This window comes from Rhodovulum imhoffii (genome assembly GCF_003046545.1).
In the GTDB taxonomy this organism is placed as follows: Bacteria; Pseudomonadota; Alphaproteobacteria; order Rhodobacterales; family Rhodobacteraceae; genus Rhodovulum; species Rhodovulum imhoffii.
In genome coordinates this window covers 97,260-118,826 of sequence record NZ_QAAA01000004.1, presented here as the reverse complement: position 1 = coordinate 118,826, position 21,567 = coordinate 97,260, and the positions used below count along the sequence as shown (strand labels likewise).

Below are 21,567 nucleotides of genomic sequence, written 5' to 3'. Positions count from 1 at the left end.
CTTACACGGCGTCTTCGCCGGTTTCGCCGGTGCGCACCCGCACCGCCTGGTTGACGTCGAGCACGAAGATTTTCCCATCGCCGATCTTGTCGGTCTTGGCGGTACGGGCGATGGTCTCAAGCACCTGGTCGGCCATTGCCGACGGCACCACGATTTCCAGTTTGACCTTGGGAACGAAGTTCACGGCATATTCCGCACCGCGATAAATTTCGGTGTGACCGGACTGAGAACCAAAGCCTTTGATCTCGGTCACCATCATGCCGCGCACACCGATGGCAGTCAGGGATTCCCGGACCTCCTCCAGCTTGAATGGCTTGATTGCTGCAATGATCAGTTTCACGTCTTGCCCCTTCCGGTTGGCAGGCTGCCCTGCGGGATACCCCCGATTGGGGGGCCGAATTGGGGAACGCTCAAGAAACAGGCGCCTGCCGGTGTGCTGCAGCGCGGCAATGTTGCACATCTTTTGCACAATACGCGACAGGTGACTAAAATTTAGGCGGATCTGAAACCGCGCTGGGTGCTCCACAATCCGCGAAAGGCGCGCTATGGTGTCCCAAAAATTAGAGGCGCCCAGCATGAGCAGCACCGGCAGACGCAAACCGCCCCTCGTGGCTGACCGGCGACCAAAGAAACGCCGCAAGCCGGCCAAACCCGCCAAACCCGCCAGGCGCACACGTACCCCGCGCCGCGCCGCGAAACCGCGCCGGGGGGTGGTGCGGCGGCTTTTCGGCTGGGCCTGGCGCCTGGTATGGGGGGTGACCCTGCGCGCCGGGTTGGCGGTGGCACTGATCCTGGGGCTTTCGGTGGCCTACATGTCCACCACCTTACCGCCGATCTCTGCCCAGTTGGACGGGCGCACGCGTGGATCGGTCACCATGCTGGACCGGAACGGAGAGGTCTTCGCCTGGCGGGGCGAACAGTTCGGCGGGCAGATCACCGCCGACACCGTGGCGCCAGTGCTCAAGCATGCGGTCATCGCGACCGAGGACAAGCGCTTCTACCGCCATTTCGGGCTCAGCCCGCGCGGCATCGCCAGTGCGATTAGCATCAACCTGTCGGAGGGGCGCGGGCCGCTTTCCGGGCACGGGGGGTCGACCATCACCCAGCAGACGGCGAAACTTCTGTGCCTTGGCGTGCTCTATGACCCGGATAAATGGAAAAACGAAGCCGAATATGAAGCCGACTGCCGCCGCACCACGCTGTGGCGCAAGGCGAAAGAGGCCGTCTATGCCATGGCGATGGAGGTGAAATATTCCAAGAACGAGATCCTGACGATCTACCTCAACCGCGCCTATCTGGGCGCCGGCGCACGCGGGTTCGAGGCCGCCGCCCAGCGTTACTTCGGCAAGTCCGCCAACCAGGTCGATGCCGCCGAAGCCGCGATGCTGGCCGGGCTTTTGAAAGCCCCCACCACCTACGCGCCGACGAACAACCTGCAACGCTCCCGCGATCGGGCCAACCTGATTCTCGGCCTGATGGAGGACCAGGGCTACCTGACCCAAGCCGAGCTTGAGACCGCCCGCGCCACCCCCGCCGAACTGTCCGAAGCCGCCGAGGCGCGCGCGGGGGGATATTTCGCAGACTGGGTCATGGGGATGGGGCCGGATTTTCTGACCCGTGACACCACCGAAGATGTCGTCCTGCGCACGACATTCGACCCCGCGCTCCAGCGCAGTGCGGAAGAGGCGCTGAAACATATCTTTGAAACCAGAGTTAAAGAAGGGTCAAAAGCGCAGGCGGCAATCGTGGTGATGTCCGCCGACGGCGCGGTGCGCGCCATGGTTGGCGGGCGCAAGACGAAAACCGAGGGGGCCTTCAACCGTGCCACCATGGCGCTGCGCCAGACCGGGTCTTCCTTCAAACCCTTCGTCTACGCGGCGGCCCTGGATCTGGGCTTCACGCCCGATGCCACGGTGGTGGATGAACCCGTCACCTTCAACGTGCCCGGCTCCGGCCCGTATTCGCCCCGCAACTATGACCGACAATTTCGCGGACGCGTCACGCTGACCGACGCCCTGCGCCACTCTCTGAACGTTCCGACGGTACGCGTGGCCGATTCCGTCGGGCTGGAGAACGTGCGCAAGATCGCCGCCGATTTCGGTATCGAAAGCGATCTGGCTGCCGGGCCGGCAATGGCATTGGGCGCGTCAGAATCCACCCTGCTGGAGATGACAGGGGCCTATGCGGGAGTTCTGAATGGCGGCAGCTCGGTCGCGCCCTACGGGCTGGTGGACCTGCGCCTGAAAGGTGACGGGACCCCCCTGATGGGACAGTCCGGCGGAATGGGAGAGCGTGTGATCTCCGAGCGCGCAGCGCGCAGCCTGACCTACATGATGTACAGGGTCATCGAGGACGGCACCGGCCGCCGCGCCAAGCTGGAGGGCCGGCAGGCCGCCGGAAAAACCGGAACGACATCGGCCGCACGAGATGCGTGGTTTATCGGTTTCACCGCCGATTACGTGGCCGGGGTCTGGATGGGCTACGATGACAACACACCCCTGAGCGGAGTTACCGGCAGCAGCCTTCCCGCCGAAATCTGGCGCGAAACCATGATCCGTGTCCACAGGGGGCTGCCCGCCCATCCATTGCCGATGCTGGTGCCCGAACCGCCCCGCGCCCCTGCGCGCGACCCCGTCCCGCGACAGCGGTCGCGCGATCACGAAGCAGAAAACATCCTGAACCAGGTGTTGCGGAACCTGCTGGGCAGATAGGCCGGTCAGCCTGCCGTCTTGAGATCGCGAATCAACGCGTCAAGGTTACCGCCACGGCGGTCCAGCATCGCCCCTATCTCTGTGCGTTCGGTGGCAAGGATGTTCACGCCCTCAATATAAAGATTGAAAAACAGGTTCTTGCCGCTGCGGTCGGAGACAAGGAAGATCACGTCGATCGGCGCTTCGCCACGCAGGTAGGCGGTGGACTTGACTTCGTAAAAGCTTTTGACCGGACGCGCCTGTTCCACGCGCAGTTCCCCGCCGATAAAACGGCGGAACTCACGCCCATACTTGCGCGAGATATAGCCACGGAACGCGGTGGTGAACGCATTCATCTGCGCCTGGCTGGCTGAGCGGGCGGCGACGCCCAGCGCGCTGCGGGCAATGATGGGCACATCCGCGTAGCGGGTAAAGATACGCTCGAACTCGGCATACATCTGGCGCTCGGACCGGCCGGAGTTGATCACCGTGTTGATCTCCCCCACAAGGCGATTGACCAGGTCGCTGGCCTGCCCTGTGCTCAACCCATAGGCAGGACGAAAAAATGCCGCTCCGGCAAAGACGGCCAGAACCGCGCGTCGGCTGAAATTACTGTTCATAAGGGTCCTCATACGGGTCAAAATAATCCGGCGCTTCACCCCCCCCCAACTCATGACGGCGATTCTGAAGATAGAGCGAGCGGGCCTGAGCATAACTGTCGGCACTCTCATATAGAACAGAATCCACGGCGTCGGAATAGGTGTAGCGTTCACCAATCTGTTCCCCGACCCAGGCCACACGCCCGGCGGTGCGCGCCGCGGGTGTCAGCACAAGACTCATCGGGTTGAGCACCGCATCAACGACCTTGCCGACGACGTCACGCTCCGTCGAAGGCCCCATGAGCGGCAGTTCGACGTAATTTCCGGCCCCCACGCCCCAGACATGCAGGGTTTCGCCAAAATCGGCCTTTTTCTCATAAAGGCCGATGCTGCTGGAGGGGTCGAAAACCCCCGCGATCCCGATGGTGCTGTTGAACAGGAACCGCCCGGTGTTTTGCAGCGCCTCGCCGGGGCGGGCCTGCAACAGGTTGTTCACCACCGTGCCGGGCAGGGACAGGTTATCGGAAAAATTGGACACCCCCTGCCGCACCGCCCCGGGCACGATACGTCCATATCCCTGCGAAACCGGGCGGACGATCTGACGATCGATCGCCCGGTTGGCGGCATGCACCTCACGGTTCTGCGCCTCATAGGGGTCGGCAATGGCGCCCGGCGGTTCCGAGGTTGCGCAGGCGGCCAGAAACAGCAGCGCGGCCGTGACGGAAAGGCGGGCGGTCTGGGGGAGAAACGGCAATTTTTCCTCGCCTGATAAAGATACACCGGTGGTTGAGCGTACTATACAGAATGATGCGGGCGCGAAAAGACACGCCCACATGCCCAGCGTACAGCCTGCCACCGCATCCGCAAGGGCAAAGCCTTGCAAGAAACGCGGGGCGTTTTCTTTTCGGTTCACACATTCGCAACACTCGCAGGCATTTCTGCGGTTTCCCTGCCGGGATGGCCCGGCTAACGTCACCCCGGACAACGACAAGGAGACCCCGATGACCGGCACCCTCGAATCCCGCCTCTCGGCACTGGGCGTGACCCTGCCCGAAGCCCCCGCCCCGGCGGCCAATTACGTGCCCTACGTGATTTCCGGCAACCTCGTCCATGTCTCGGGACAGGTCTCGATGACGAACGGGCAACTCATCACCGGCAAGCTGGGCGCCGATATGGACGTGACCGCCGGTGCAGCCGCCGCGCGGGCTTGTGCGATCAGCCTTCTTGCACAGGTCAAGGCCGCCTGCGGCGGCGACCTGGACCGCCTGCACCGGGTGGTGAAGCTGACCGGCTTCGTCAACTCCACACCCGAGTTCGGCGACCAGCCCAAGGTCATCAACGGCGCGTCCGATTTCATGGTCGAAGCGCTGGGCGATCCGGGCCGCCACGCCCGCTCGGCCGTCAGCGCGGCCGCGCTGCCCTTTGGCGTCGCGGTCGAGATCGAAGGGATCTTCGAGATCCGATGACCGCCCTGCCCGCCGCGTTCAGGACCACGCCTCTGGCCCACCGCGCCCTGCACGGCGCGGGCTTACCGGAAAATTCCCTGGGCGCGATCCGCGCGGCGGTTGCGGCGGGGTATGGCATCGAGATCGACGTGCAGCCCTCTCTGGATGGGGCGGCAATGGTGTTTCACGACTACGACCTCAAGCGTCTGACCGGGGAAAGCGGCCCCATCGCGGCCCGCCCCGCAAAGGCGCTTGAGGCTCTGTCGCTGCGCGCGGGCGGCCCCATTCCGACGCTGGAGCGCGTGCTGGAAGATATCGCGGGCCGTGTGCCCTTGCTGATCGAGGTCAAGGACCAGGACGGCGCGATGGGGCCGAACGTGGGTCCTCTGGAACGCGCCGTGGCCCGCGCGCTGGTGGGCTACCGGGGCGCAGTCGCGGTGATGTCCTTCAACCCTTACGCGGTCGCCGCGCTGGCCGACGCCGCGCCCCACATCCCCCGCGGCCTGACAACCTGCGCCTTCACCGCCAAACACTGGCCCCGCCTGCCCGCTGCCACCCGCCGCCGCCTGCGCGCCATCCCCGATTACACGCGGGTGGGGGCAGGCTTTATCTCTCACCGCTGGGCCGACCTGCCGCGCGTGGCGGAGTTCGCCGATCGCGGGGCCTTGCTGTGCTGGACGGTCCGTAGCCGGGCTGAGGAAACCACCGCCCGGCGGGTCGCCCATAACGTAACCTTCGAAGGCTACCTGCCTTGACGCGCGCCTGCCCGGGCCCACCTTTCCCCACGAAAGGGGCACCCCATGGATGCCGAAGCCATTTTGATCGAGGTGCATGACGCCATTTCCGCCATACCCGCCGCGGACTGGGATGCCTGCGCCGGCCCGGACACCCGACGCCCCGACGACCCGTTTACCACCCACCGCTTTCTGCACGCGCTGGAAGAAAGCGGCTCGGTCGGTCCGGGTACGGGGTGGACGCCCCACCACCTGGCAGTGCGCCAGGGCGGGCGGCTGATCGGGGTCGCGCCCCTTTACGCCAAGACCCACAGCCAGGGGGAATACATCTTCGACCACGGCTGGGCGCAGGGTTACGAAGCTGCGGGCGGACGCTATTACCCAAAGCTGCAAATCGCCGTGCCCTTCACCCCGGCAACCGGGCGGCGCTTTCTGACCCGTCCGGGCGCGGCACAGGCCCATGCGGCCCTGGTACAGGGCGCCGTTCAACTGGCCGCCGAGAACGGGCTGTCCTCACTCCATGTCACCTACTGCACCGCGCAAGAGGCCGAAGCCGGCGCGCATATGGGGCTGCTGCACCGGGTCGGCCAACAATTCCACTGGCACAATGCCGGTTACACCGATTTCAACGCTTTCCTCGCCAATCTCTCGTCACGCAAGCGCAAGACCCTGCGCCGTGAGCGCGCCAGGGCACAGGGGTTCGGCGGCACGATCCGTCAGCTTTCGGGCGACGACATCAAGCCCCGCCACTGGGACGCCTTCTGGCGCTTCTACCAGGACACCGGCGCGCGCAAATGGGGCCGCCCCTACCTGACGCGGGCCTTCTTCGAAATCGCCCATGACACCTTGCGCAACGACATGATGCTGGTGCTGGCCGAGCGGGACGGCACCCTCATCGCCGGGGCACTGAACTTCATCGGCCGGACCCGGCTTTTCGGGCGCTACTGGGGCACGGTGGAGGACCACCCCTGCCTGCATTTCGAATGCTGTTATTATCAGGCTATCGACTACGCCATCGCCCACGGGTTGTCGGCGGTGGAGGCAGGGGCGCAGGGCCTGCACAAGCTGGCCCGCGGCTACCTGCCGGTGCAAACCCATTCCCTGCACTGGATCGCCGACCCGGGCTTGCGCGCTGCCGTGACCCGTTTCGTCGAGGCCGAGCGCACCGCCGTGGGTGACGAAATCGAGGTGCTGACCGCCTACGGACCATTCCGCAAAACGCACCCGGAGGAACAGCCGTGATCCTGACGGAAAACCAGCGCAACGCCCTGCTGCGCCCCTTGCTGGGCTCGGGCTGGACGCTTGCGCAAGACCGTGACGCCCTGACCCGCAGCTACGTTTTCGAAGACTTCGTCGCCGCTTTCGGCTTCATGGTCCGGGTGGCACTGGCGGCCGAAAAAATGAATCACCACCCGGAATGGACGAATGTCTACAGGACCGTCCATGTCACGCTGACGACCCATGATGCCGGCGGACTGACCCTGAAAGACGCAGAGCTGGCCCGCCGGATGGATGCTCTGGCTTAAAGGGCGGCCAGAAGGGTCTGACCGGCGGAGATTTCGCACTCACCGGGGCTGGGCTCCTCGTTCAGCACCGTCACAACGCCGTCCTCGGCCACCAGCGCATAGCGTTTCGAACGGCTGACAAGCCCCACGGGCAAGGCCTCGAAATCCATGCCGATGGCCTTGGTAAAAGTGCCCTCGGCATCGGAAAGCATGGCGATCCCCGCCGCCCCCGCCCCGGTTGCCTCCGACCACGCCTGCAACACGAACGGATCGTTCACCGCGATGCAGACGACCTCGTCCACACCTTTATCACGCAAGCCGGGCAACGCCCGAATAAAGCTGGGGACATGCGCCGAGTGGCAGGTTGGCGTAAACGCGCCGGGCACCGCGAAAATCACGACCTTGCGTCCTTTTGTCAGGCTTTCCAGCGTCACCTGCTCGGGCCCGTCGGCGCCCATGCGGGTGAACTTGGCTTCGGGCAGGCGGTCTCCGATGGAAATCGTCATGGCGCGGTCTCCTTACACATTGCCATTGGTTTCCCCCAGCAGATAGGGTTTCAAACGCATCTGACAAAGCGAAAGTTCCCATGGCCCATATCGTCATCACCGGCGCGGGGCAGGCTGGCGCGGCTCTGGCCGCCAGGTTGCGCGCTCTGGAATTCCCCGGAGACATCACCCTGATCGGCGCGGAACCCGTGCCCCCCTATCAGCGTCCGCCGCTGTCCAAGAAATACCTTCTGGGTGAATTGCCACTGGAGCGGCTGTTCCTGCGACCGGAGGAATTCTATGCCGAAAACGCCATCGCCCTGCGACTGGGCCAGCGCGTGGACGGAATCGACCCGACCGCGAAAACCGTCACCCTGGGGGAAGAGGTGCTGTCCTATGACCAGCTTGCCCTGACCACCGGCGCGCCGGCGCGCCGCCTTCCCGCCGCTCTTGGCGGCGACCTGCCGGGCGTCCATGTCGTGCGCAGCCTTGCGGACGTGGACACCATGGCCCCGGAATTTCGCAAAGGTGCGCGGGTGTTGATCGTGGGGGGCGGCTATATCGGCCTGGAAGCCGCCGCCGTCGCCGCCAGCAAGGGTCTTCATGTCACGCTCATCGAGGCGGCGGACCGTATCCTGCAACGGGTCGCCGCGCCGGAAACCTCGGCCTGGTTCGCGGCCCTGCACCGGGGGCACGGCGTGGACCTGCGGGAAAGCACCGCTCTGGTGCGTCTGACCGGCGACGATCGCGTGCGCCACGCGGACCTGACCGACGGTACGACGCTGGAGGTCGATTTCGTCATTGCCGGAATCGGCATCGCTCCCGCCACCGACCTGGCCGAGACCGCCGGGCTGGCCTGTGACGGCGGCATCGTGGTTGACGAATTCGGCCAGACCAGCCTGCCCGGCATCTGGGCTGCGGGCGACTGCGCCGCGCAGCCCTGTCGTGGCACGCGGCTGCGGCTGGAAAGCGTACAAAACGCCATCGACCAGGCCGAAGCGGTCGCCGCAAACATGCTGGGCGCCGACAAGCCCTATCGGCCGCAGCCCTGGTTCTGGTCCGACCAATACGACGTCAAGTTGCAAATCGCCGGGCTGAACCGCGGCTATGACCACGTCATCATGCGCCCCGGCGCACGCGACGGCAGCCTCAGCCACTGGTATTTTCAGGGGGAGACCCTGCTGGCCGTAGACGCGATGAACGATCCGCGCGCCTACATGATCGGCAAGCGGCTGATCGAGAACGAAATTTCCCCCAAACCCGAAAGCCTGGCCGACCCGGACAGCGACCTCAGGGCGCTCTTGCCGTGAGAATCATCGCCGGACGGCACCGGGGCCTGCGGCTGGCCTCGGTCGGGGCGGGGGATGCGGGCGTACATCTGCGCCCGACCACCGACCGGGTGCGGGAAAGCCTGTTCAACCTGCTGCTCAACGGCGGCTACGGCAATCCGGTGGCGAACGCGCGGGTGCTGGACCTCTTTGCCGGCACCGGCGCACTGGGGCTGGAGGCCCTGTCCCGCGGTGCGGCCCATGTGACGTTCGTCGAGGACGGTGCCAAGGGACGCGCCCTGATCCGGGAGAACATCTCCAGATGCCGGGCCGAGGGTATGACGAAGCTTCATCGCCGCGATGCCACCCGCCTGGGCAACGCGCGGGGCGCCCCGTTCGATCTGGTCTTCCTTGACCCGCCTTACGGAAAGGGGCTGGGGGAACGGGCGCTGGCCGCAGCACAGGCGGGCGGATGGCTGACAGCCGGAGGCCTGATCGTCTGGGAAGAAGGGGGCGAAATCCTGCCCTCGCCGGGGCTGAACCTGCTGGATCAGCGCCGCTACGGCGACACACGCGTTTCCATCTTGCGGGCAGGCGATCTTGCGCCCTGAACCACGGGCGCCCATCTGAAGGGAAACCGAGGATGCCGATGCCCCACCTGCCCCCTGAAACAGACGCAGCCCTGAAACGCGCCGCCCACGCCTATTTCGCCGCCTGCCGCGCACGCCTGCCCGGTTTCGTGCAGGAAACCTTCGGCCTGCGCGGCAGCCTGCGCCTGCACCGCCACGCGCTGGGGTGGGATGTGGCGAAGGCCCCCGTCAACCTCGCGCTGTCGCCGGTGCTGATCTCCTGCCGGTTGGGTGGGGCGCTGGCACGGCGGCTGGGGGCACGGCGGCTGGGCACGTGGCTGTCCACCCGCCGTATCCTGCTGCCGACGCAGGTGACAAAGGCGACGGAACACGCCATCCTGACCGGCCTTCTGGACCTGCCGGCCCCCGGTCATGACCACAACGCGCTGGCCAAAGCCCTGCGCGCCGAACCCGCGCTGGCCGCCTTGTTCGAGCAGCCCGGCAGCCCCCTGCGCCGCGCCCTGTCGGATTACACCGGAACCCGCTCTGCCGTGGCCGAGATGACGACCGCGCTGGGCACCATGGGCACGGGGGCGCTGGCGCTGCACAGCTTCACACCGGGAATGGTATCGCTCGCACCCAGGGTGGCGGCGGGGCTGGCCCAGCAGGCCGCGATTGCCGCGTTTCCCCTTGGCGGGCTGGCCGGGTCGATGTGGTACGGGCTGTTCCCGGCGGCGGCCTCTCCGCCGATGATCGGGGGGGCGCTGGCGGCGCTGGTGATTCTGGGCGCGGTTGTTACCGCCTTCGCCGGGGTTCTGGCGGATCCCGTGCAAACCGCGCTCGGCCTGCATCAAAGACGCCTGAACCGCCTGATCGACGCGATGGAAGATGCCTTCACCGGCGATGGGAAGCGGGCCTTCGCCGCGCGGGAGCATTACCTCGCCCGGCTCCTGGACATGTCAGACGCCGGGATCGCTTCCATGCGGTTGCTGGGTTAGTCGGCGCGGGCAGCTTCCACGGCGCGGCGGGCATCTTCGACCAGCGCCGAACCTTCCAGACCACGGGCGGTCATGTCTTCCACCCACTCGGCGATGACCTCATCCCCAAGCGCGCGGATACGCGCGGTCTGTGCCGCATCCAGCGTGGCAAGCGCGTTTCCCGCGGCCCCCATCGCGGCGCGCCCCTCGGTATCGCCCCGATCATAGGCCCGCCCGGCCATGAGCGAGGTTTCCAGCCCGGAATTGGCGTCAATCACCGCACGCAGATCTTCGGGCAGGCTTTCATATCTGGCCCGGTTCATCGCCCAGATGAAATAGAGATTGTAAAGGGACTCCGCCCCTGCCACATCTGTGTGACTATCCGAAAGATCGTCGAGTTTCAGCGCCGGGGCCATTTCCCAGGTGATGACACCCCCATCGACAACCCCCTTGGCCAGCGCCTCGGGAAAGGCGGGCACCGGCATACCGACAGGTACAGCCCCCAGCCGCTTCAAAAGAAGCGTCGCCGGGCGGGAAGGGCCGCGCAGTTTCAGCCCCTCGAAATCGTCCGCCGTTTCCAGGGCTGGGCCCTTTTTATGTACGATGCCGGGGCCATGCATGTGCACCGCGATCAGCTTTACATCGGCGAAGTCATCCAGGAGGTGGCGTTGGGTGTAAAGCCAGGCCGCATGGCTTGCCTCCTCGGCGCGCTTTGGGGTGAGGAAGGGCAACTCCATCGCCTCGGCCTCGGGGAAACGACCGGGCTGATAACCGGGGATGACCCAGCCGCCATCGATCGCACCGTCCCGGATCAGGTCATACTGGCTGGTAGGTTTGCCGCCCAGTTGCATCAGGGGATACAGTTCGATCTTCAGCCGCCCGCCGGACTCGGCCTCGACCTTTTCGGCCCAGGGCTGCATGAAATATTTTGCCGCCGGCGCCAGGGGCGAAACGAAATGCTGAAAGCGCAGAGTCACCTCCTGCGCGGCGGCCGCGGAGGCGGTCAGCGCGAATAACGCACCAAGGGCAAGGCGAAGCATGGTCATCTCCTTTGCGATGGTCCTCTTCGCACTTAGCGCAGCGGCGCGGTGGCGGCAAACCTCAAGTCGCCTGGAAAAGCGGAAAAGTCACCCCAAGGGCCCAGGCCAGGAAAAGCCCAAGCCCAAGCCCCACCGCGGCAGGCCGCCCGCTGGCCCGGCCGACCCAGCCCCCGACCGTGCCGAACAGCAGGAAGAACACCAAAACCACCGGCAAGATGATGAGCAGGAAAAACAGCCGCTCGAAATCCAGCGCCACCGCCAGCCCGAGAGAGCCCAGAAACGCCCCCCGCGCCAGCACGCCGCGCCACAGCGGTGCGCGCCCCCCCTCCACCATCAGCGAATCCGACAGCATGAACGGCACGGCACCGGCCGCCATCGCCGCGATGAGAACCAGTCGCTCGGGCGTGGGAAAGAAGGAACTGACATAGCGGTCCATCGCCATGCCGAACACGCCGATACCGAAAAACGCCACCAGCCCCGCAAGCCCGAGAATCCGCAACGCCTCGTCGCGGCCGGGTCGGCGAACCTCCCCCCACCAGACCAGAAGGCCCAGCGCCAGCGCACCATAAAGGGCAAAATGCAGCGCAAGATAATCCGCCACCAGAACCGGCAGGAACCGTGTGTCAAACGGCCAGAGCATCAGCGGCACCGCCACGGCGGGGACCAGCGCCACGCACAGGAACCGTCCGCGAGACAAGGTCGCGGGGCGCGCCGCGCGGGACTTGCCGCCCAGCCGGGCCAGCGGCCAGGCCAGCGCAACGATCCCCACCAGCAGCAGAGCGATCCAACCGCCGCGATCCGCGACAGGCCCGGCGCTTTCGCGCCCGAAGGCGGCGTCAAGCCAGGCGCGGGTTTCCCGCATCGTCGTGGGGGCGTAGAGCACGCCGACATGCTCCACGTTCGGGGCCAGAACCGCACGCCGCCCGGTGCCCTGGGCGGGGTCACCGATCGTCTGCCCCATATCGGCTTCGGGGTCGGAAAGCCGAAGAACCCGCAGGGCCTCCCGCGCGAGAAAGCTTTCCCATGCGCCCGCCACGATCAGCAGGTTGCGGGGGCTGTCGGGGGTGACGGCTTCGCTGAACATCGACACGGCCACCGTGGCCTCGATCCGCGGATCGGCCAGCGCCTGACGGATCACGATATCGGAAGCCATGGAATGCCCCAGAATCGCCACCCGCCCCTCCGCCCAGGGCTGGGCCAGCGCCGCGTCCGTCACCCTGCGGGTTTCGGCCTTGAGCAACTGCGTCGTGCCCTCGATCCGGTCCAGGTCGCCCGACATCGGCATCCGGTTCCGGCCATGGCCCTCGTAATCGAAGGCCACCGCCGCGTATCCCGCCCGCGCCAGCGTCAGGGAAAAGCTCTCCATCAACTGCCGCGACCCTGCAAAGCCGTGGGAAATGATGACCACCGGCGCGGGAACACCGTTTGCGGGACGATAGACCGTGGCGGGGGTGGGGCCGGGCAGAGGCCCGATCACCAGCCCGGCGCGGTCGGCCTCAAGCCTCCAGACGGAAAGCACGATGGCCACCACCGCGAGAATGGCAACCAGCCATTGCGCGGGCGTCAGGCGGCTCAGCCCCATGTGGGGTGGAACTTCCCGGCGGGTGAGAGTGTGAAAATCTCACATCCGTCGGCGGTCACGCCGATCGAGTGTTCGAACTGTGCCGAAAGGGATTTGTCGCGGGTCACTGCCGTCCAGTCATCGGACAGGATCTTGGTTTCCGGCCGGCCGAGATTGACCATCGGCTCAATGGTGAAGAACATGCCTTCCTCCAGAACCGGGCCGGTGCCCGGACGGCCATAATGCAGAACGTTCGGCGGCGCGTGGAACACCCGTCCCAGCCCGTGACCGCAGAAATCGCGCACGACACTCATCCGGTGGGGTTCCACGAAGGACTGGATGGCATGGCCGATATCGCCGAAGGTGTTGCCGGGGCGGACGGCCGCGATCCCCTTCATCAGGGAATCGTGGGTCACCTCGATCAGCCGCTCCGCCTTGCGGCTGAGCTTCCCGGCCACATACATGCGTGAAGTGTCCCCGTACCAGCCATCGACGATTACGGTCACATCGATATTCAGGATATCGCCGTCCTTGAGCGTCTTCGAACCGGGAATGCCATGGCACACCACATGATTCACGCTGATACAGCTGGCATGCTGATAGCCCTTGTAGCCGATCGTGGCCGAAACCGCGCCCGCGTCTTCGACCATCCGGGTGATGACGCGGTCCAGTTCCCCTGTCGTCTGGCCCGGAAATATCAGGGGCGCCATCGCGTCGAGAATCTCCGCGGCCAGTTTCCCGGCCTTGTGCATCCCCGCGAAATCTTCGGGGGTGTAGAGGATGATATTGTCCTTCGTCCGGCGGACGCGCGTACGATCGTCCAATGCGCTCTCCATTTGTCTTTGCGTCACAGATAGGCCCCTTGTCCCGGAAAGACCAGAGCAACCCCTATGCCGGTGGCGAAAGGTTCACGTTCAGCGGCTGCGCGAGCGTGACTTCCTGAGACGTGATCCGGGCGGCATGACACAGGACCTCGACCCCTGCCTCCAGCGCGGCGCGGGCCGCACGGGCATAGGTGGGGTCAAGATCCGCGGCAAGCCGGAAGCGGGTGCAATCGGTGCGCTGCACGAGATAGAGAACCACCGCCCGGTGCCCGGAGCGCGCCATTGCCGCCAGATCGGCCATGTGTTTCGCCCCGCGGGCGGTAACGCTGTCGGGAAACTCGGCCCAGTCGCCGTCACGGCACAGGTGGACGTTCTTCACTTCTACATAAGCGTCGGGCAGACCCGGTTCGCTGAGCAGGAAATCGACCCGGCTGCGGGCCCGGTATTTCACCTCGGACCGAATACCGGAATAGGCCGCAAGAGGCCCCACCCGGCCCGCGCGCAGGGCCTCACCCACCACGCGGTTGGGCAGGCTGGCATCCACCCCCGCCCAGTGGCCGTCCGGCAGTTCCGCCAACCGCCAGCCATAACGCAGCTTGCGGTGCGGGTCGTCGTTGGGTTCCAGCCAGATGCGCAGGCCCGGCGTCTTGAGCCCCAGCATCGCACCGGGGTTGGGACAGTGGGCGGTCACCACGGTGCCGTCCTCCAGCGCCGCGTCCGCCAGAAATCGATTGTAACGCCGGATCAGGCGCGCAGGCACAAGAGGGGTTGGAAAGCGCATGCCCCGCCCCCTATACCCTTCCCATCGGGTTCACAAGGAGGTGCGACATGGCCAATCCAACCGCCGCCATGCTGGTGATCGGGGATGAAATCCTCTCCGGACGCACGCGCGACGCCAACATGCATTTCCTCGCCGGGGAACTTACAAAGCACGGTATCCGGCTGGCCGAAGTGCGGATCGTGCCCGATATCCACGACCGCATCGTCACGGCGCTGAACGCTTTACGGGACGGGCACGACACGGTGTTCACCTCCGGCGGGATCGGCCCCACCCATGACGACATTACCGCCGATGCGGTGGCGGCGGCTTTCGCCCTGCCCATCGACGTGCGTGAGGATGCCCGCGCCCTGATGGCGGATCACTGCGCCCGCACGGGGCGGACGCTGAACGAAGCGCGCCTGCGCATGGCCCGCATCCCGGAGGGTGCAACCCTGATCGACAACCCGATCTCCGCCGCGCCCGGCTTCACCCTGGGCAACGTTCACGTGATGGCCGGGGTGCCGTCGGTCTTTCAGGCGATGGTCGCATCGGTCCTGCCGGCGATAACGGGGGGGGCGCCGCTCTTGTCGCAGACCCTGCGGGTGGATCGCCCCGAAGGCGACGTGGCCACCGCGCTGGGCGATCTTGCGGCGCGTTTTCCCGAACTGTCGATCGGCTCCTATCCCTTTCAGCAAAACGGTGCATTCGGAACGAATGTCGTCATCCGGGGAGGCGATTCAGGGAGGGTTGACGCTGCAATGGGGCAGCTTTGCGCCCTGTTCGGAGTGCGCACATGACCCTGTTCCACGCGCAGGAGCGCACATGGCCCGCACCCCGGACGCGCTGCGGCCCCTTTACGTTGCGATCCGCGCCCGGCGCGGGCAGGCGGGCCAATGCCGCCACCGCAGACGGCCCGTTCGACATCGCGGCGGTGAAACGGGCGGAGGCGGCCATGGCGGCGCAAGGGCCGCTTTTCCTGATTCGGGGGGAGAGCGACGGGGCACTCGACCAGACGCTGGAAACGCGGGGTTATGTGTGCAGTCAACCCTCGCTGATCCTGGCGGCGCCGATCGGAACCGTTGCCACCACCCCCCCACCTCTCGTCACCGCTTTCACGACATGGGAGCCGCTGGCCATAACCCGTGAGATCTGGGCGGAAGGGGGCATCGGCCCCGCGCGGCAGGCCATCATGGCGCGGGTGACGGAGCCGAAAACCTCTGTCCTGAGCCGCCACCGCGACCGCGCCGCCGGCGCGGCCTTCGTCGCCGTGGCAGGCGGAACCGCGTTTTGTCACGCGCTGTATATCGCCCCGGACCGGCGCATGGGCGGCGCGGCCCGGAACATGCTGCGCGCCGCCGCCTTCTGGGCGCGTGCGGCGGGCGCGAAGACCTTCGCGGTGCTGGTCGAAAAAGAAAACGCCCCGGCACGGGCGCTGTTCGCTTCCCTCGGGCTGGCGGCTGTGGAACAGTACCATTTCCGCAGCCTGGGAGACCCCGATGACAGACAGCCCGACCCGGCTTGACCTGCCGCCCGCCCCCCTGCCCGACGACACCCGCGCCTATTTTGCGCTATGTGCGGAGAAACTGGGGCTGATACCCAATGTGCTGCGGGCCTATGCCTTCGATGTTTCGAAGCTGAACGCCTTTACCGCAATGTATAACGACCTGATGCTGGCTGAAAGCGGGCTGACCAAGCTGGAGCGTGAGATGATCGCTGTGGTCGTCTCCTCGATCAACCGGTGCTGGTATTGTCAGGTGGCCCACGGCGCAGCGGTGCGGGAGTTGTCCGGCAACCCGGTCCTGGGCGAACAGATGGTGATGAATTACCGCGCTGCGGCGTTGACGCCGCGCCAGCGTAAGATGCTGGATTTCGCCGCCCACCTGACCGAGCACAGCCATCGCACCGAGGACCACCACCGCGATGTCCTGCGCGCCGCCGGGTTTTCCGACCGCGACATCTGGGACATTGCCGCCATTACCGGGTTCTTCAACATGACGAACCGTATCGCCTCCGCCACGGGGATGGAACCAAACCCCGAATACCACGGCAAGGCACGATGAAAACCGCGTTGCTGACCGTGCTGCCGGCGCCGGCGCTGGCTCTCTCCCTCAACCTGCCGCCGGGGGCGGAACCGGTTGTCGACACGACATCCCCCGCGACAAGCCATGCCCTCGCCGTGGGGGCGTGGCAAGCGGGCAAGCTGCCCACCTTGCATGCCGAGGGCACGGTAACGCGCAAGGTCTGGCATGTTCAGGGCCAGATGGCGACACAACCGGTCATGGCCGCCCTGCGGTCCCAGCTTGTCGCCGGGGAATACCTGGTCATTTTCGAATGCGACACCGATGCCTGCGGGGGGTTCGATTTCCGCTACGGTCTGGATGTGACCCCCGAACCCGACATGCACGTGGATCTGGGCGATTTCCGGTTTCTGTCCGCCCGGCGCAGCGGCACGGAAAAGCCGGACTATGTCAGCCTGCTGATCAGCCGTGCCTCGACGCGAGGCTTCATCCACATGACCCGCATTGCTGCGGACAACGAGGCCATCCCCCTGGAAACGGAAACCTTCGCCCCCTCGGGCAGTCTGGCCGACCGCCTTGACCGTAGCGGACACACGGTGCTGGAGGATGTGCGCTTCGTCACCGGGGCCTCGGGGCTGGAAGGGGAGGATTTCGCCAGCCTGCGCGCACTGGGCGAATACATGATCGCCCACCCCGAAGCGCGGATTGCGCTGGTAGGGCACACCGATGCGGTGGGCGGGTTGCGAGGCAACATCGCTCTTTCGCGGGCCCGGGCACAGGCCGTGCGGACGTGGCTGCTGAGCCGCTTTGACCTGCCCGCCGCCCGGATCGAGGCCGACGGCGTCGGCTACCTCGCCCCGGTCGCCAGCAACAAAACCGAGGACGGACGTTCCAGAAACAGAAGGGTCGAGGTCGTGATGACCTCGACCCAGTAGAGTGCACCGAAAAGCTTCATCTTCGTAGATTACGCCCTGCTTAACAGATAAGCGCGGCCATGTCTTCAAAGCTGTTGCAGACCCGGTTTACCCGCGCCGGGTTGCGGTAAGGTTAAAGTCACAGCTCCGCCGCAAGCCGCGCGCCCTGATCGATCGCCCGCTTGGCGTCCAGTTCCGCCGCAACATCCGCCCCGCCGATCACATGGCAGGATACGCCGCGCGCCTGCAACATCCCGGCAAGGCTGCGCTCCGGTTCCTGGCCGGCGCACAGAACGACCGTGTCGGCAGGCAGAAGGCGCGGTTCTCCGCCTTCGGAAATTTCGATGCCGCTTTCCGTGATCCGATGGTAGTCGACGCCGGAAACCATTGCCACGCCTTTCATTTTCAACGTCGCGCGGTGAATCCAGCCCGTCGTCCTGCCCAGCCGTTTACCGGGTTTTTCCGCCTTGCGCTGCAACAGGGTGACATGACGTTGGGGCGGCGCGCGCCGCGGCCCTTCCGGGGCCAGACCGCCACGGTGCTGTGCAGGATCGGCCACGCCCCACTCCGTGCGCCACTCCTTCGGATGAAGGGTGGGGCTGTCTGCGGTGACCAGAAACTCCGCCATGTCGAACCCGATACCACCCGCCCCCACGATGGCCACGCGCGCCCCGACTTCGGCATCTCCGGCCAGTACATCGATATAGCTTTTCACATGGGGCAAATTCTGTCCTTCGATCCCCGGATCGCGTGGCACCACCCCGGTGGCAACGATAACCGAATCATAGCCCTCCAGCGTCTCGGGTGTGGCGGACTGCCCCAGCCGCAGATCGATGCCAGCCCGCGCCACCATGGTTTCGTACCACGCAATCAGGCCGCGAAACTCTTCTTTCCCCGGAATCCGGCTGGCCATGTTGAGCTGCCCGCCCAATCGCCCCGACTTGTCGAAAAGCGTCACCTCATGCCCCCGCTCCGCCGCGACCAGCGCCGCCGAGAGCCCCGCCGGCCCCGCCCCCACCACGGCAATACGCCGGGGCGTTTCGACCGGAGCGTAGCGCAACGCGGTTTCATGCCCCGCACGCGGGTTCACAAGACACGAAGATACCTTTCCACTGAAGGTATGATCCAGACAGGCCTGGTTGCAGGCGATGCACGGGGCGATTTCCGCGGCGCGGCCCGAAGCCGCCTTGGCCACGAAGTCCGGATCCGCCAGGAACGGACGCGCCATGGAAACCATGTCCGCACATCCCCCGGCCAGCGCCTGCTCGGCCACATCGGGCATGTTGATCCGGTTGGAGGTGATGACCGGAATCCCCACCTTGCCCATCAGTTTTTGCGTCACCCACACAAAGCCCGCACGGGGCACGGAAGTGGCGATCGTGGGTACCCGTGCCTCGTGCCAGCCGATGCCGGTGTTCAGGAGCGTCGCGCCCGCCTGCTCGACGCGCCGGGCCAGTTCGATCACTTCCTCGAAGGTAGACCCCCCGGGCACCAGATCCAGCATCGAAAGACGATAGATCAGGATGAAATCCTGCCCCACGGCCGCACGCACCCGGCGCACGACCTCCAGCGGCAGGCGCATGCGGTTCTCATAGGACCCGCCCCAGCGATCCTCCCGCCGGTTGGTGTGGCGCACAAGAAACTGGTTGAGGAAATATCCCTCGGAGCCCATCACCTCGACCCCGTCATATCCGGCCTCGCGGGCGCGGACCGCAGCGGTCACGATGTCGCAGACCTGTTTCTCGATCCCCGCCTCATCCAGTTCGCGCGGCTTGAAGGGAGAGATGGGCGACTTGATCGCGCTGGGCGCAACGCAGTCCGGGCCGTAGGCATAGCGCCCGGCATGCAGAATCTGCATCGCGATGCGTCCGCCTTCGGCATGAACACGGTCGGTCACGCGGCGGTGGTTGGCGATGTCGCCGGGGGTGTATAACCCCGCAGCGCCGGGAAACACGCCGCCTTCGGGATTGGGCGCGATACCGCCCGTCACGATCAAACCGACCCCTCCCCGGGCGCGTTCGGCGTAAAACGCTGCCACGGCGTCCCAATCGCCGCGCTCTTCGAGCCCGGTGTGCATGGACCCCATCAACACCCGGTTTTTCAACGTGACGAAGCCCAGGTCCAGCGGGGCCAGAAGATGCGGATACTCGGTCATGGCGGTCCTCCCGTCGCGAAGGTGCGCAGGCCCGCGCCCCTTGTCACGCGCAACGCCGCGTCAGCGGGTGCCGGGTGACGCGACGGCGTTTCAGTCCTCGCGCAGATGGCGGCGGAAAGCCGCCTTGAGCATTTCCAACTCCGCCCGCAACAAATCCAGGTCGGCCAGCACATCCTGCTCCAGCGGTTCGCCCGCCCGTATTGCCAGGCGCGCCAGCGTATCGCCCCGCGCGCAATCGCGCAGGATCAGCGTCTGGACTCCGTCGGACAGCACTTCCGACGGAATCACGAGCGCCATGCGCCAGCGGTTCTCACCGGCGGGATCCGCCTTGGGAGTTGCCAGGATCTTTCCGTTATGCAGCACATCCAGCACAGGGGCGGTTTTGCCGGTCAGCAGTACGACCCACTGGCCCATCTCGAGGCGGGAAGTTTCCACCACGGCCATCAGAACTCAGCCCTCGGACGACGGCTGAGGACAAGGTCGGCAAGGATCACGCGGTTCATGCGCGGGCGATCAAGGATCACGTCAAGCCACATGGAATCAATCCGTTTCTCGTTCAATTCATGGTAGGCGAGGTCGAATTCGACCGTCATGTCGGGGCCTTCCGGCAGGTCACGGGTGATCTGCTCCACGTTGGGGCCATGCAGGATGTTGAGACGCATAAACCCCGCCTGCGGCGCTTCGGCCTCAACACGGGCATCCACCTGCACGATATGACGGCGCTTGAGTCCCTGTACGGACTCGGGCGGGCAGTCGACCACCAGCGACAGGAAGCTGCCGTCAAAACCGAACACCTCCAGCACCAGCCCATACGGCGCACGCGCAAGACCGGGCACTTGCCGCAGGCAGAGATCAAAGGTTTTGGCATCGTGAAAAAGCTTTGCATCCCTGCCAAGGTGAAAGCGGTCCGCAGGGTTGACAACACCCTGCGGCCAGACCGGGCCGGACCAAAGGTCGGGACGATGCACCCAGTCGCTGCCCGCCGGCGCCTGCGGCACCGAGGCCGGGCGCTGGGCCGCATCCAGCCGGGCGGCGGCAAGCCCCGTGAAACGGTCTATCCGCTGCCGTTCCGTCGCGGCGAGGCGGCGCAACTCATGCAGGACGGGAAGGGACAGGACCGTCACGCTGTCACCCGCCTTGCGCCAGCGCCGCATCTGAAGTTTGTGCAGAAAACTGTCCAGAACCGATTTAACCATGAGCCTTCCAAAACACCGGGTTCAAATTCTTCCGGCCAGAGCCATAGAAGCAACTGCCCGGCGTCTTGTAAACGGATCAGGCGCGTTTTCCCCCATCTGCCTCATGTGCTGGCGGCCCGAACGGCACGGGCAAAGCGTTGCAGCAAAGCGGCCCCATCGGCCTTCGACAGCGGCTTGTCCGCGAAAGGCACCACCTGCAAGGTTACCATGTGACCGTTCAACACCATAACCCCGCGCCAGCTTTCCGTCCCGATGTCGTCATAGGGCAGCGGCCCGTCATGGCGCAGGTGCAGAATGTGCATCCCGTCCTGATGGGTCATGCCCAGAATGCGGACACTCCCGGCCCGCCCGTCCCAGGAGACCGCGCCGCGCCCGGCCTCGGAGCGGAAAAACCGCGAAAACGCCGACGATGGATCCTTGAGCACCACCCCGGTCAGCGGCCGTGGCGAAACCGCGGCCATCAGAAGCGCGGCCTGCCCCGGAGGCGGGGAGCCGGTCCCGCCCAACGCCTCACATCCGGCCAGCATGTAAACCTGTGCCTCCGGCTTGACACGGCGCGACTTGCGGTCGATGCAATACCCCTGCGGTCCGGCGATGGAAATACCGGTGGTGCCCACGACGGCCCGCGTCGGCGCTTTGCCCCCCGCCCCGCCTTCCAGGCACCCCCCGACGGACAGCACCGCCACAAGGGCGGGCAACAGACGCGTGCGGGGCAGACGCGGCGTGCGAAACGGCAGGAGCGTCATATTTTGGAATCCTTCTCGCTTGGCGGCTCAATAGCCGCCCCGCCCGGCAAAGACAAGCGTTTGAACCCCGCCCACACCGCC

Annotated in this window: 24 protein-coding genes; 12 read left to right on the top strand and 12 right to left on the bottom strand. The window is 65.9% G+C overall.

Annotation, left to right across the window (positions count from 1 at the left end; genetic code table 11):
* Window position 1 precedes the first annotated feature (1 nt).
* Window positions 2-340 carry a P-II family nitrogen regulator gene (locus tag C8N32_RS04920; protein WP_107891448.1) on the bottom strand — a complete coding sequence of 113 codons (339 nt, stop codon included), beginning with the start codon at window positions 338-340 and terminating at the stop codon, window positions 2-4.
* Window positions 341-575: 235 nt separating this feature from the next.
* Between C8N32_RS04920 and C8N32_RS04915 the strand changes: the two genes are divergently transcribed.
* Window positions 576-2,711, top strand: coding sequence for a transglycosylase domain-containing protein (locus C8N32_RS04915; RefSeq protein ID WP_107891363.1), 2,136 nt, complete (start codon window positions 576-578; stop codon window positions 2,709-2,711).
* 5 nt (window positions 2,712-2,716) lie between these two features.
* Here C8N32_RS04915 and C8N32_RS04910 read toward each other — a convergent pair whose 3' ends face one another.
* Both C8N32_RS04910 and C8N32_RS04905 read right to left on the bottom strand, forming a co-directional pair.
* Window positions 2,717-3,310, bottom strand: coding sequence for an MlaC/ttg2D family ABC transporter substrate-binding protein (locus C8N32_RS04910; protein ID WP_107891362.1), 594 nt, complete (start codon window positions 3,308-3,310; stop codon window positions 2,717-2,719).
* Window positions 3,300-4,043 (bottom strand): MlaA family lipoprotein, encoded by a 744-nt coding sequence (locus C8N32_RS04905; protein WP_170106734.1) that lies wholly within the window; start codon window positions 4,041-4,043, stop codon window positions 3,300-3,302. The genes C8N32_RS04910 and C8N32_RS04905 overlap by 11 nt, the downstream gene beginning before the upstream one ends.
* Before the next feature lie 247 nt (window positions 4,044-4,290).
* On the opposite strand from C8N32_RS04905, the gene C8N32_RS04900 reads away from it, so the two are divergent.
* The 4 genes from C8N32_RS04900 to C8N32_RS04885 are packed head-to-tail and all read left to right on the top strand — an operon-like array spanning window position 4,291 to window position 6,994.
* Window positions 4,291-4,755, top strand: a complete 465-nt coding sequence (locus C8N32_RS04900) for a RidA family protein (protein ID WP_107891360.1) — start codon at window positions 4,291-4,293, stop codon at window positions 4,753-4,755.
* Window positions 4,752-5,489, top strand: coding sequence for a glycerophosphodiester phosphodiesterase family protein (locus C8N32_RS04895; RefSeq protein ID WP_107891359.1), 738 nt, complete (start codon window positions 4,752-4,754; stop codon window positions 5,487-5,489). The genes C8N32_RS04900 and C8N32_RS04895 overlap by 4 nt, the downstream gene beginning before the upstream one ends.
* A 45-nt stretch (window positions 5,490-5,534) precedes the next feature.
* The gene (locus C8N32_RS04890) at window positions 5,535-6,710 is read left to right on the top strand and encodes a GNAT family N-acetyltransferase (protein ID WP_107891358.1); all 1,176 of its coding nucleotides are present in this window, start codon (window positions 5,535-5,537) and stop codon (window positions 6,708-6,710) included.
* Window positions 6,707-6,994 (top strand): 4a-hydroxytetrahydrobiopterin dehydratase, encoded by a 288-nt coding sequence (locus C8N32_RS04885; RefSeq protein ID WP_107891357.1) that lies wholly within the window; start codon window positions 6,707-6,709, stop codon window positions 6,992-6,994. The genes C8N32_RS04890 and C8N32_RS04885 overlap by 4 nt, the downstream gene beginning before the upstream one ends.
* Here C8N32_RS04885 and C8N32_RS04880 read toward each other — a convergent pair.
* Window positions 6,991-7,479, bottom strand: coding sequence for a peroxiredoxin (locus C8N32_RS04880; protein WP_107891356.1), 489 nt, complete (start codon window positions 7,477-7,479; stop codon window positions 6,991-6,993). The two genes, C8N32_RS04885 and C8N32_RS04880, sit on opposite strands and share 4 nt — an antisense overlap.
* An 80-nt stretch (window positions 7,480-7,559) precedes the next feature.
* Between C8N32_RS04880 and C8N32_RS04875 the strand changes: the two genes are divergently transcribed.
* From C8N32_RS04875 to C8N32_RS04865, 3 genes are read left to right on the top strand one after another with little or no spacing between them, the layout of a single operon-like run.
* Complete coding sequence (locus tag C8N32_RS04875) at window positions 7,560-8,768, top strand: NAD(P)/FAD-dependent oxidoreductase (protein ID WP_107891355.1); 1,209 nt, start codon at window positions 7,560-7,562, stop codon at window positions 8,766-8,768.
* Window positions 8,765-9,337, top strand: coding sequence for a 16S rRNA (guanine(966)-N(2))-methyltransferase RsmD (rsmD, locus tag C8N32_RS04870; RefSeq protein ID WP_107891354.1), 573 nt, complete (start codon window positions 8,765-8,767; stop codon window positions 9,335-9,337). The genes C8N32_RS04875 and rsmD overlap by 4 nt, the downstream gene beginning before the upstream one ends.
* Before the next feature lie 32 nt (window positions 9,338-9,369).
* Window positions 9,370-10,293 (top strand): DUF6635 family protein, encoded by a 924-nt coding sequence (locus tag C8N32_RS04865; protein WP_242509603.1) that lies wholly within the window; start codon window positions 9,370-9,372, stop codon window positions 10,291-10,293.
* Here C8N32_RS04865 and C8N32_RS04860 read toward each other — a convergent pair.
* The 4 genes from C8N32_RS04860 to sfsA all read right to left on the bottom strand — a co-directional run bounded on the left by C8N32_RS04860 (window position 10,290) and on the right by sfsA (window position 14,478).
* The gene (locus C8N32_RS04860) at window positions 10,290-11,312 is read right to left on the bottom strand and encodes a TRAP transporter substrate-binding protein (protein ID WP_338110839.1); all 1,023 of its coding nucleotides are present in this window, start codon (window positions 11,310-11,312) and stop codon (window positions 10,290-10,292) included. The genes C8N32_RS04865 and C8N32_RS04860 overlap by 4 nt on opposite strands.
* Window positions 11,313-11,373: 61 nt before the next feature.
* A complete protein-coding gene (locus C8N32_RS04855) occupies window positions 11,374-12,894 on the bottom strand; it encodes an alpha/beta hydrolase (RefSeq protein ID WP_107891352.1) in 1,521 nt (506 codons plus the stop codon).
* Window positions 12,885-13,709 (bottom strand): type I methionyl aminopeptidase, encoded by an 825-nt coding sequence (gene map, locus C8N32_RS04850; RefSeq protein WP_107891351.1) that lies wholly within the window; start codon window positions 13,707-13,709, stop codon window positions 12,885-12,887. Before map ends, C8N32_RS04855 begins: the two co-directional genes overlap by 10 nt.
* A 52-nt stretch (window positions 13,710-13,761) precedes the next feature.
* Complete coding sequence (sfsA, locus tag C8N32_RS04845) at window positions 13,762-14,478, bottom strand: DNA/RNA nuclease SfsA (protein ID WP_107891350.1); 717 nt, start codon at window positions 14,476-14,478, stop codon at window positions 13,762-13,764.
* A gap of 47 nt (window positions 14,479-14,525) precedes the next feature.
* Here sfsA and C8N32_RS04840 point away from each other — a divergent pair, with 47 nt between their 5' ends.
* Genes C8N32_RS04840 through C8N32_RS04825 form a run of 4 tightly spaced genes read left to right on the top strand, consistent with a single transcriptional unit; the run spans window position 14,526 to window position 17,410 of the window.
* Complete coding sequence (locus tag C8N32_RS04840) at window positions 14,526-15,254, top strand: competence/damage-inducible protein A (protein WP_107891349.1); 729 nt, start codon at window positions 14,526-14,528, stop codon at window positions 15,252-15,254.
* Complete coding sequence (locus C8N32_RS04835; RefSeq protein ID WP_107891348.1) at window positions 15,251-15,979, top strand: GNAT family N-acetyltransferase; 729 nt, start codon at window positions 15,251-15,253, stop codon at window positions 15,977-15,979. Before C8N32_RS04840 ends, C8N32_RS04835 begins: the two co-directional genes overlap by 4 nt.
* Window positions 15,954-16,517 carry a peroxidase-related enzyme gene (locus C8N32_RS04830; RefSeq protein WP_107891347.1) on the top strand — a complete coding sequence of 188 codons (564 nt, stop codon included), beginning with the start codon at window positions 15,954-15,956 and terminating at the stop codon, window positions 16,515-16,517. The genes C8N32_RS04835 and C8N32_RS04830 overlap by 26 nt, the downstream gene beginning before the upstream one ends.
* On the top strand, window positions 16,514-17,410 hold the full coding sequence (locus C8N32_RS04825; RefSeq protein ID WP_107891346.1) for an OmpA family protein: 897 nt from the start codon (window positions 16,514-16,516) through the stop codon (window positions 17,408-17,410). Before C8N32_RS04830 ends, C8N32_RS04825 begins: the two co-directional genes overlap by 4 nt.
* A 118-nt stretch (window positions 17,411-17,528) precedes the next feature.
* Here C8N32_RS04825 and C8N32_RS04820 read toward each other — a convergent pair whose 3' ends face one another.
* The 4 genes from C8N32_RS04820 to C8N32_RS04805 all read right to left on the bottom strand — a co-directional run bounded on the left by C8N32_RS04820 (window position 17,529) and on the right by C8N32_RS04805 (window position 21,486).
* The gene (locus tag C8N32_RS04820) at window positions 17,529-19,544 is read right to left on the bottom strand and encodes an NADPH-dependent 2,4-dienoyl-CoA reductase (protein WP_107891345.1); all 2,016 of its coding nucleotides are present in this window, start codon (window positions 19,542-19,544) and stop codon (window positions 17,529-17,531) included.
* A gap of 90 nt (window positions 19,545-19,634) precedes the next feature.
* Window positions 19,635-19,988, bottom strand: coding sequence for a hypothetical protein (locus tag C8N32_RS04815; RefSeq protein WP_107891344.1), 354 nt, complete (start codon window positions 19,986-19,988; stop codon window positions 19,635-19,637).
* Entirely contained in the window at window positions 19,988-20,740 is a 753-nt protein-coding gene (locus tag C8N32_RS04810) for a DUF6478 family protein (protein WP_107891343.1), read from the bottom strand. Before C8N32_RS04810 ends, C8N32_RS04815 begins: the two co-directional genes overlap by 1 nt.
* Before the next feature lie 101 nt (window positions 20,741-20,841).
* Entirely contained in the window at window positions 20,842-21,486 is a 645-nt protein-coding gene (locus C8N32_RS04805; protein WP_107891342.1) for a hypothetical protein, read from the bottom strand.
* Between the last annotated feature and the right edge of the window lie 81 nt (window positions 21,487-21,567).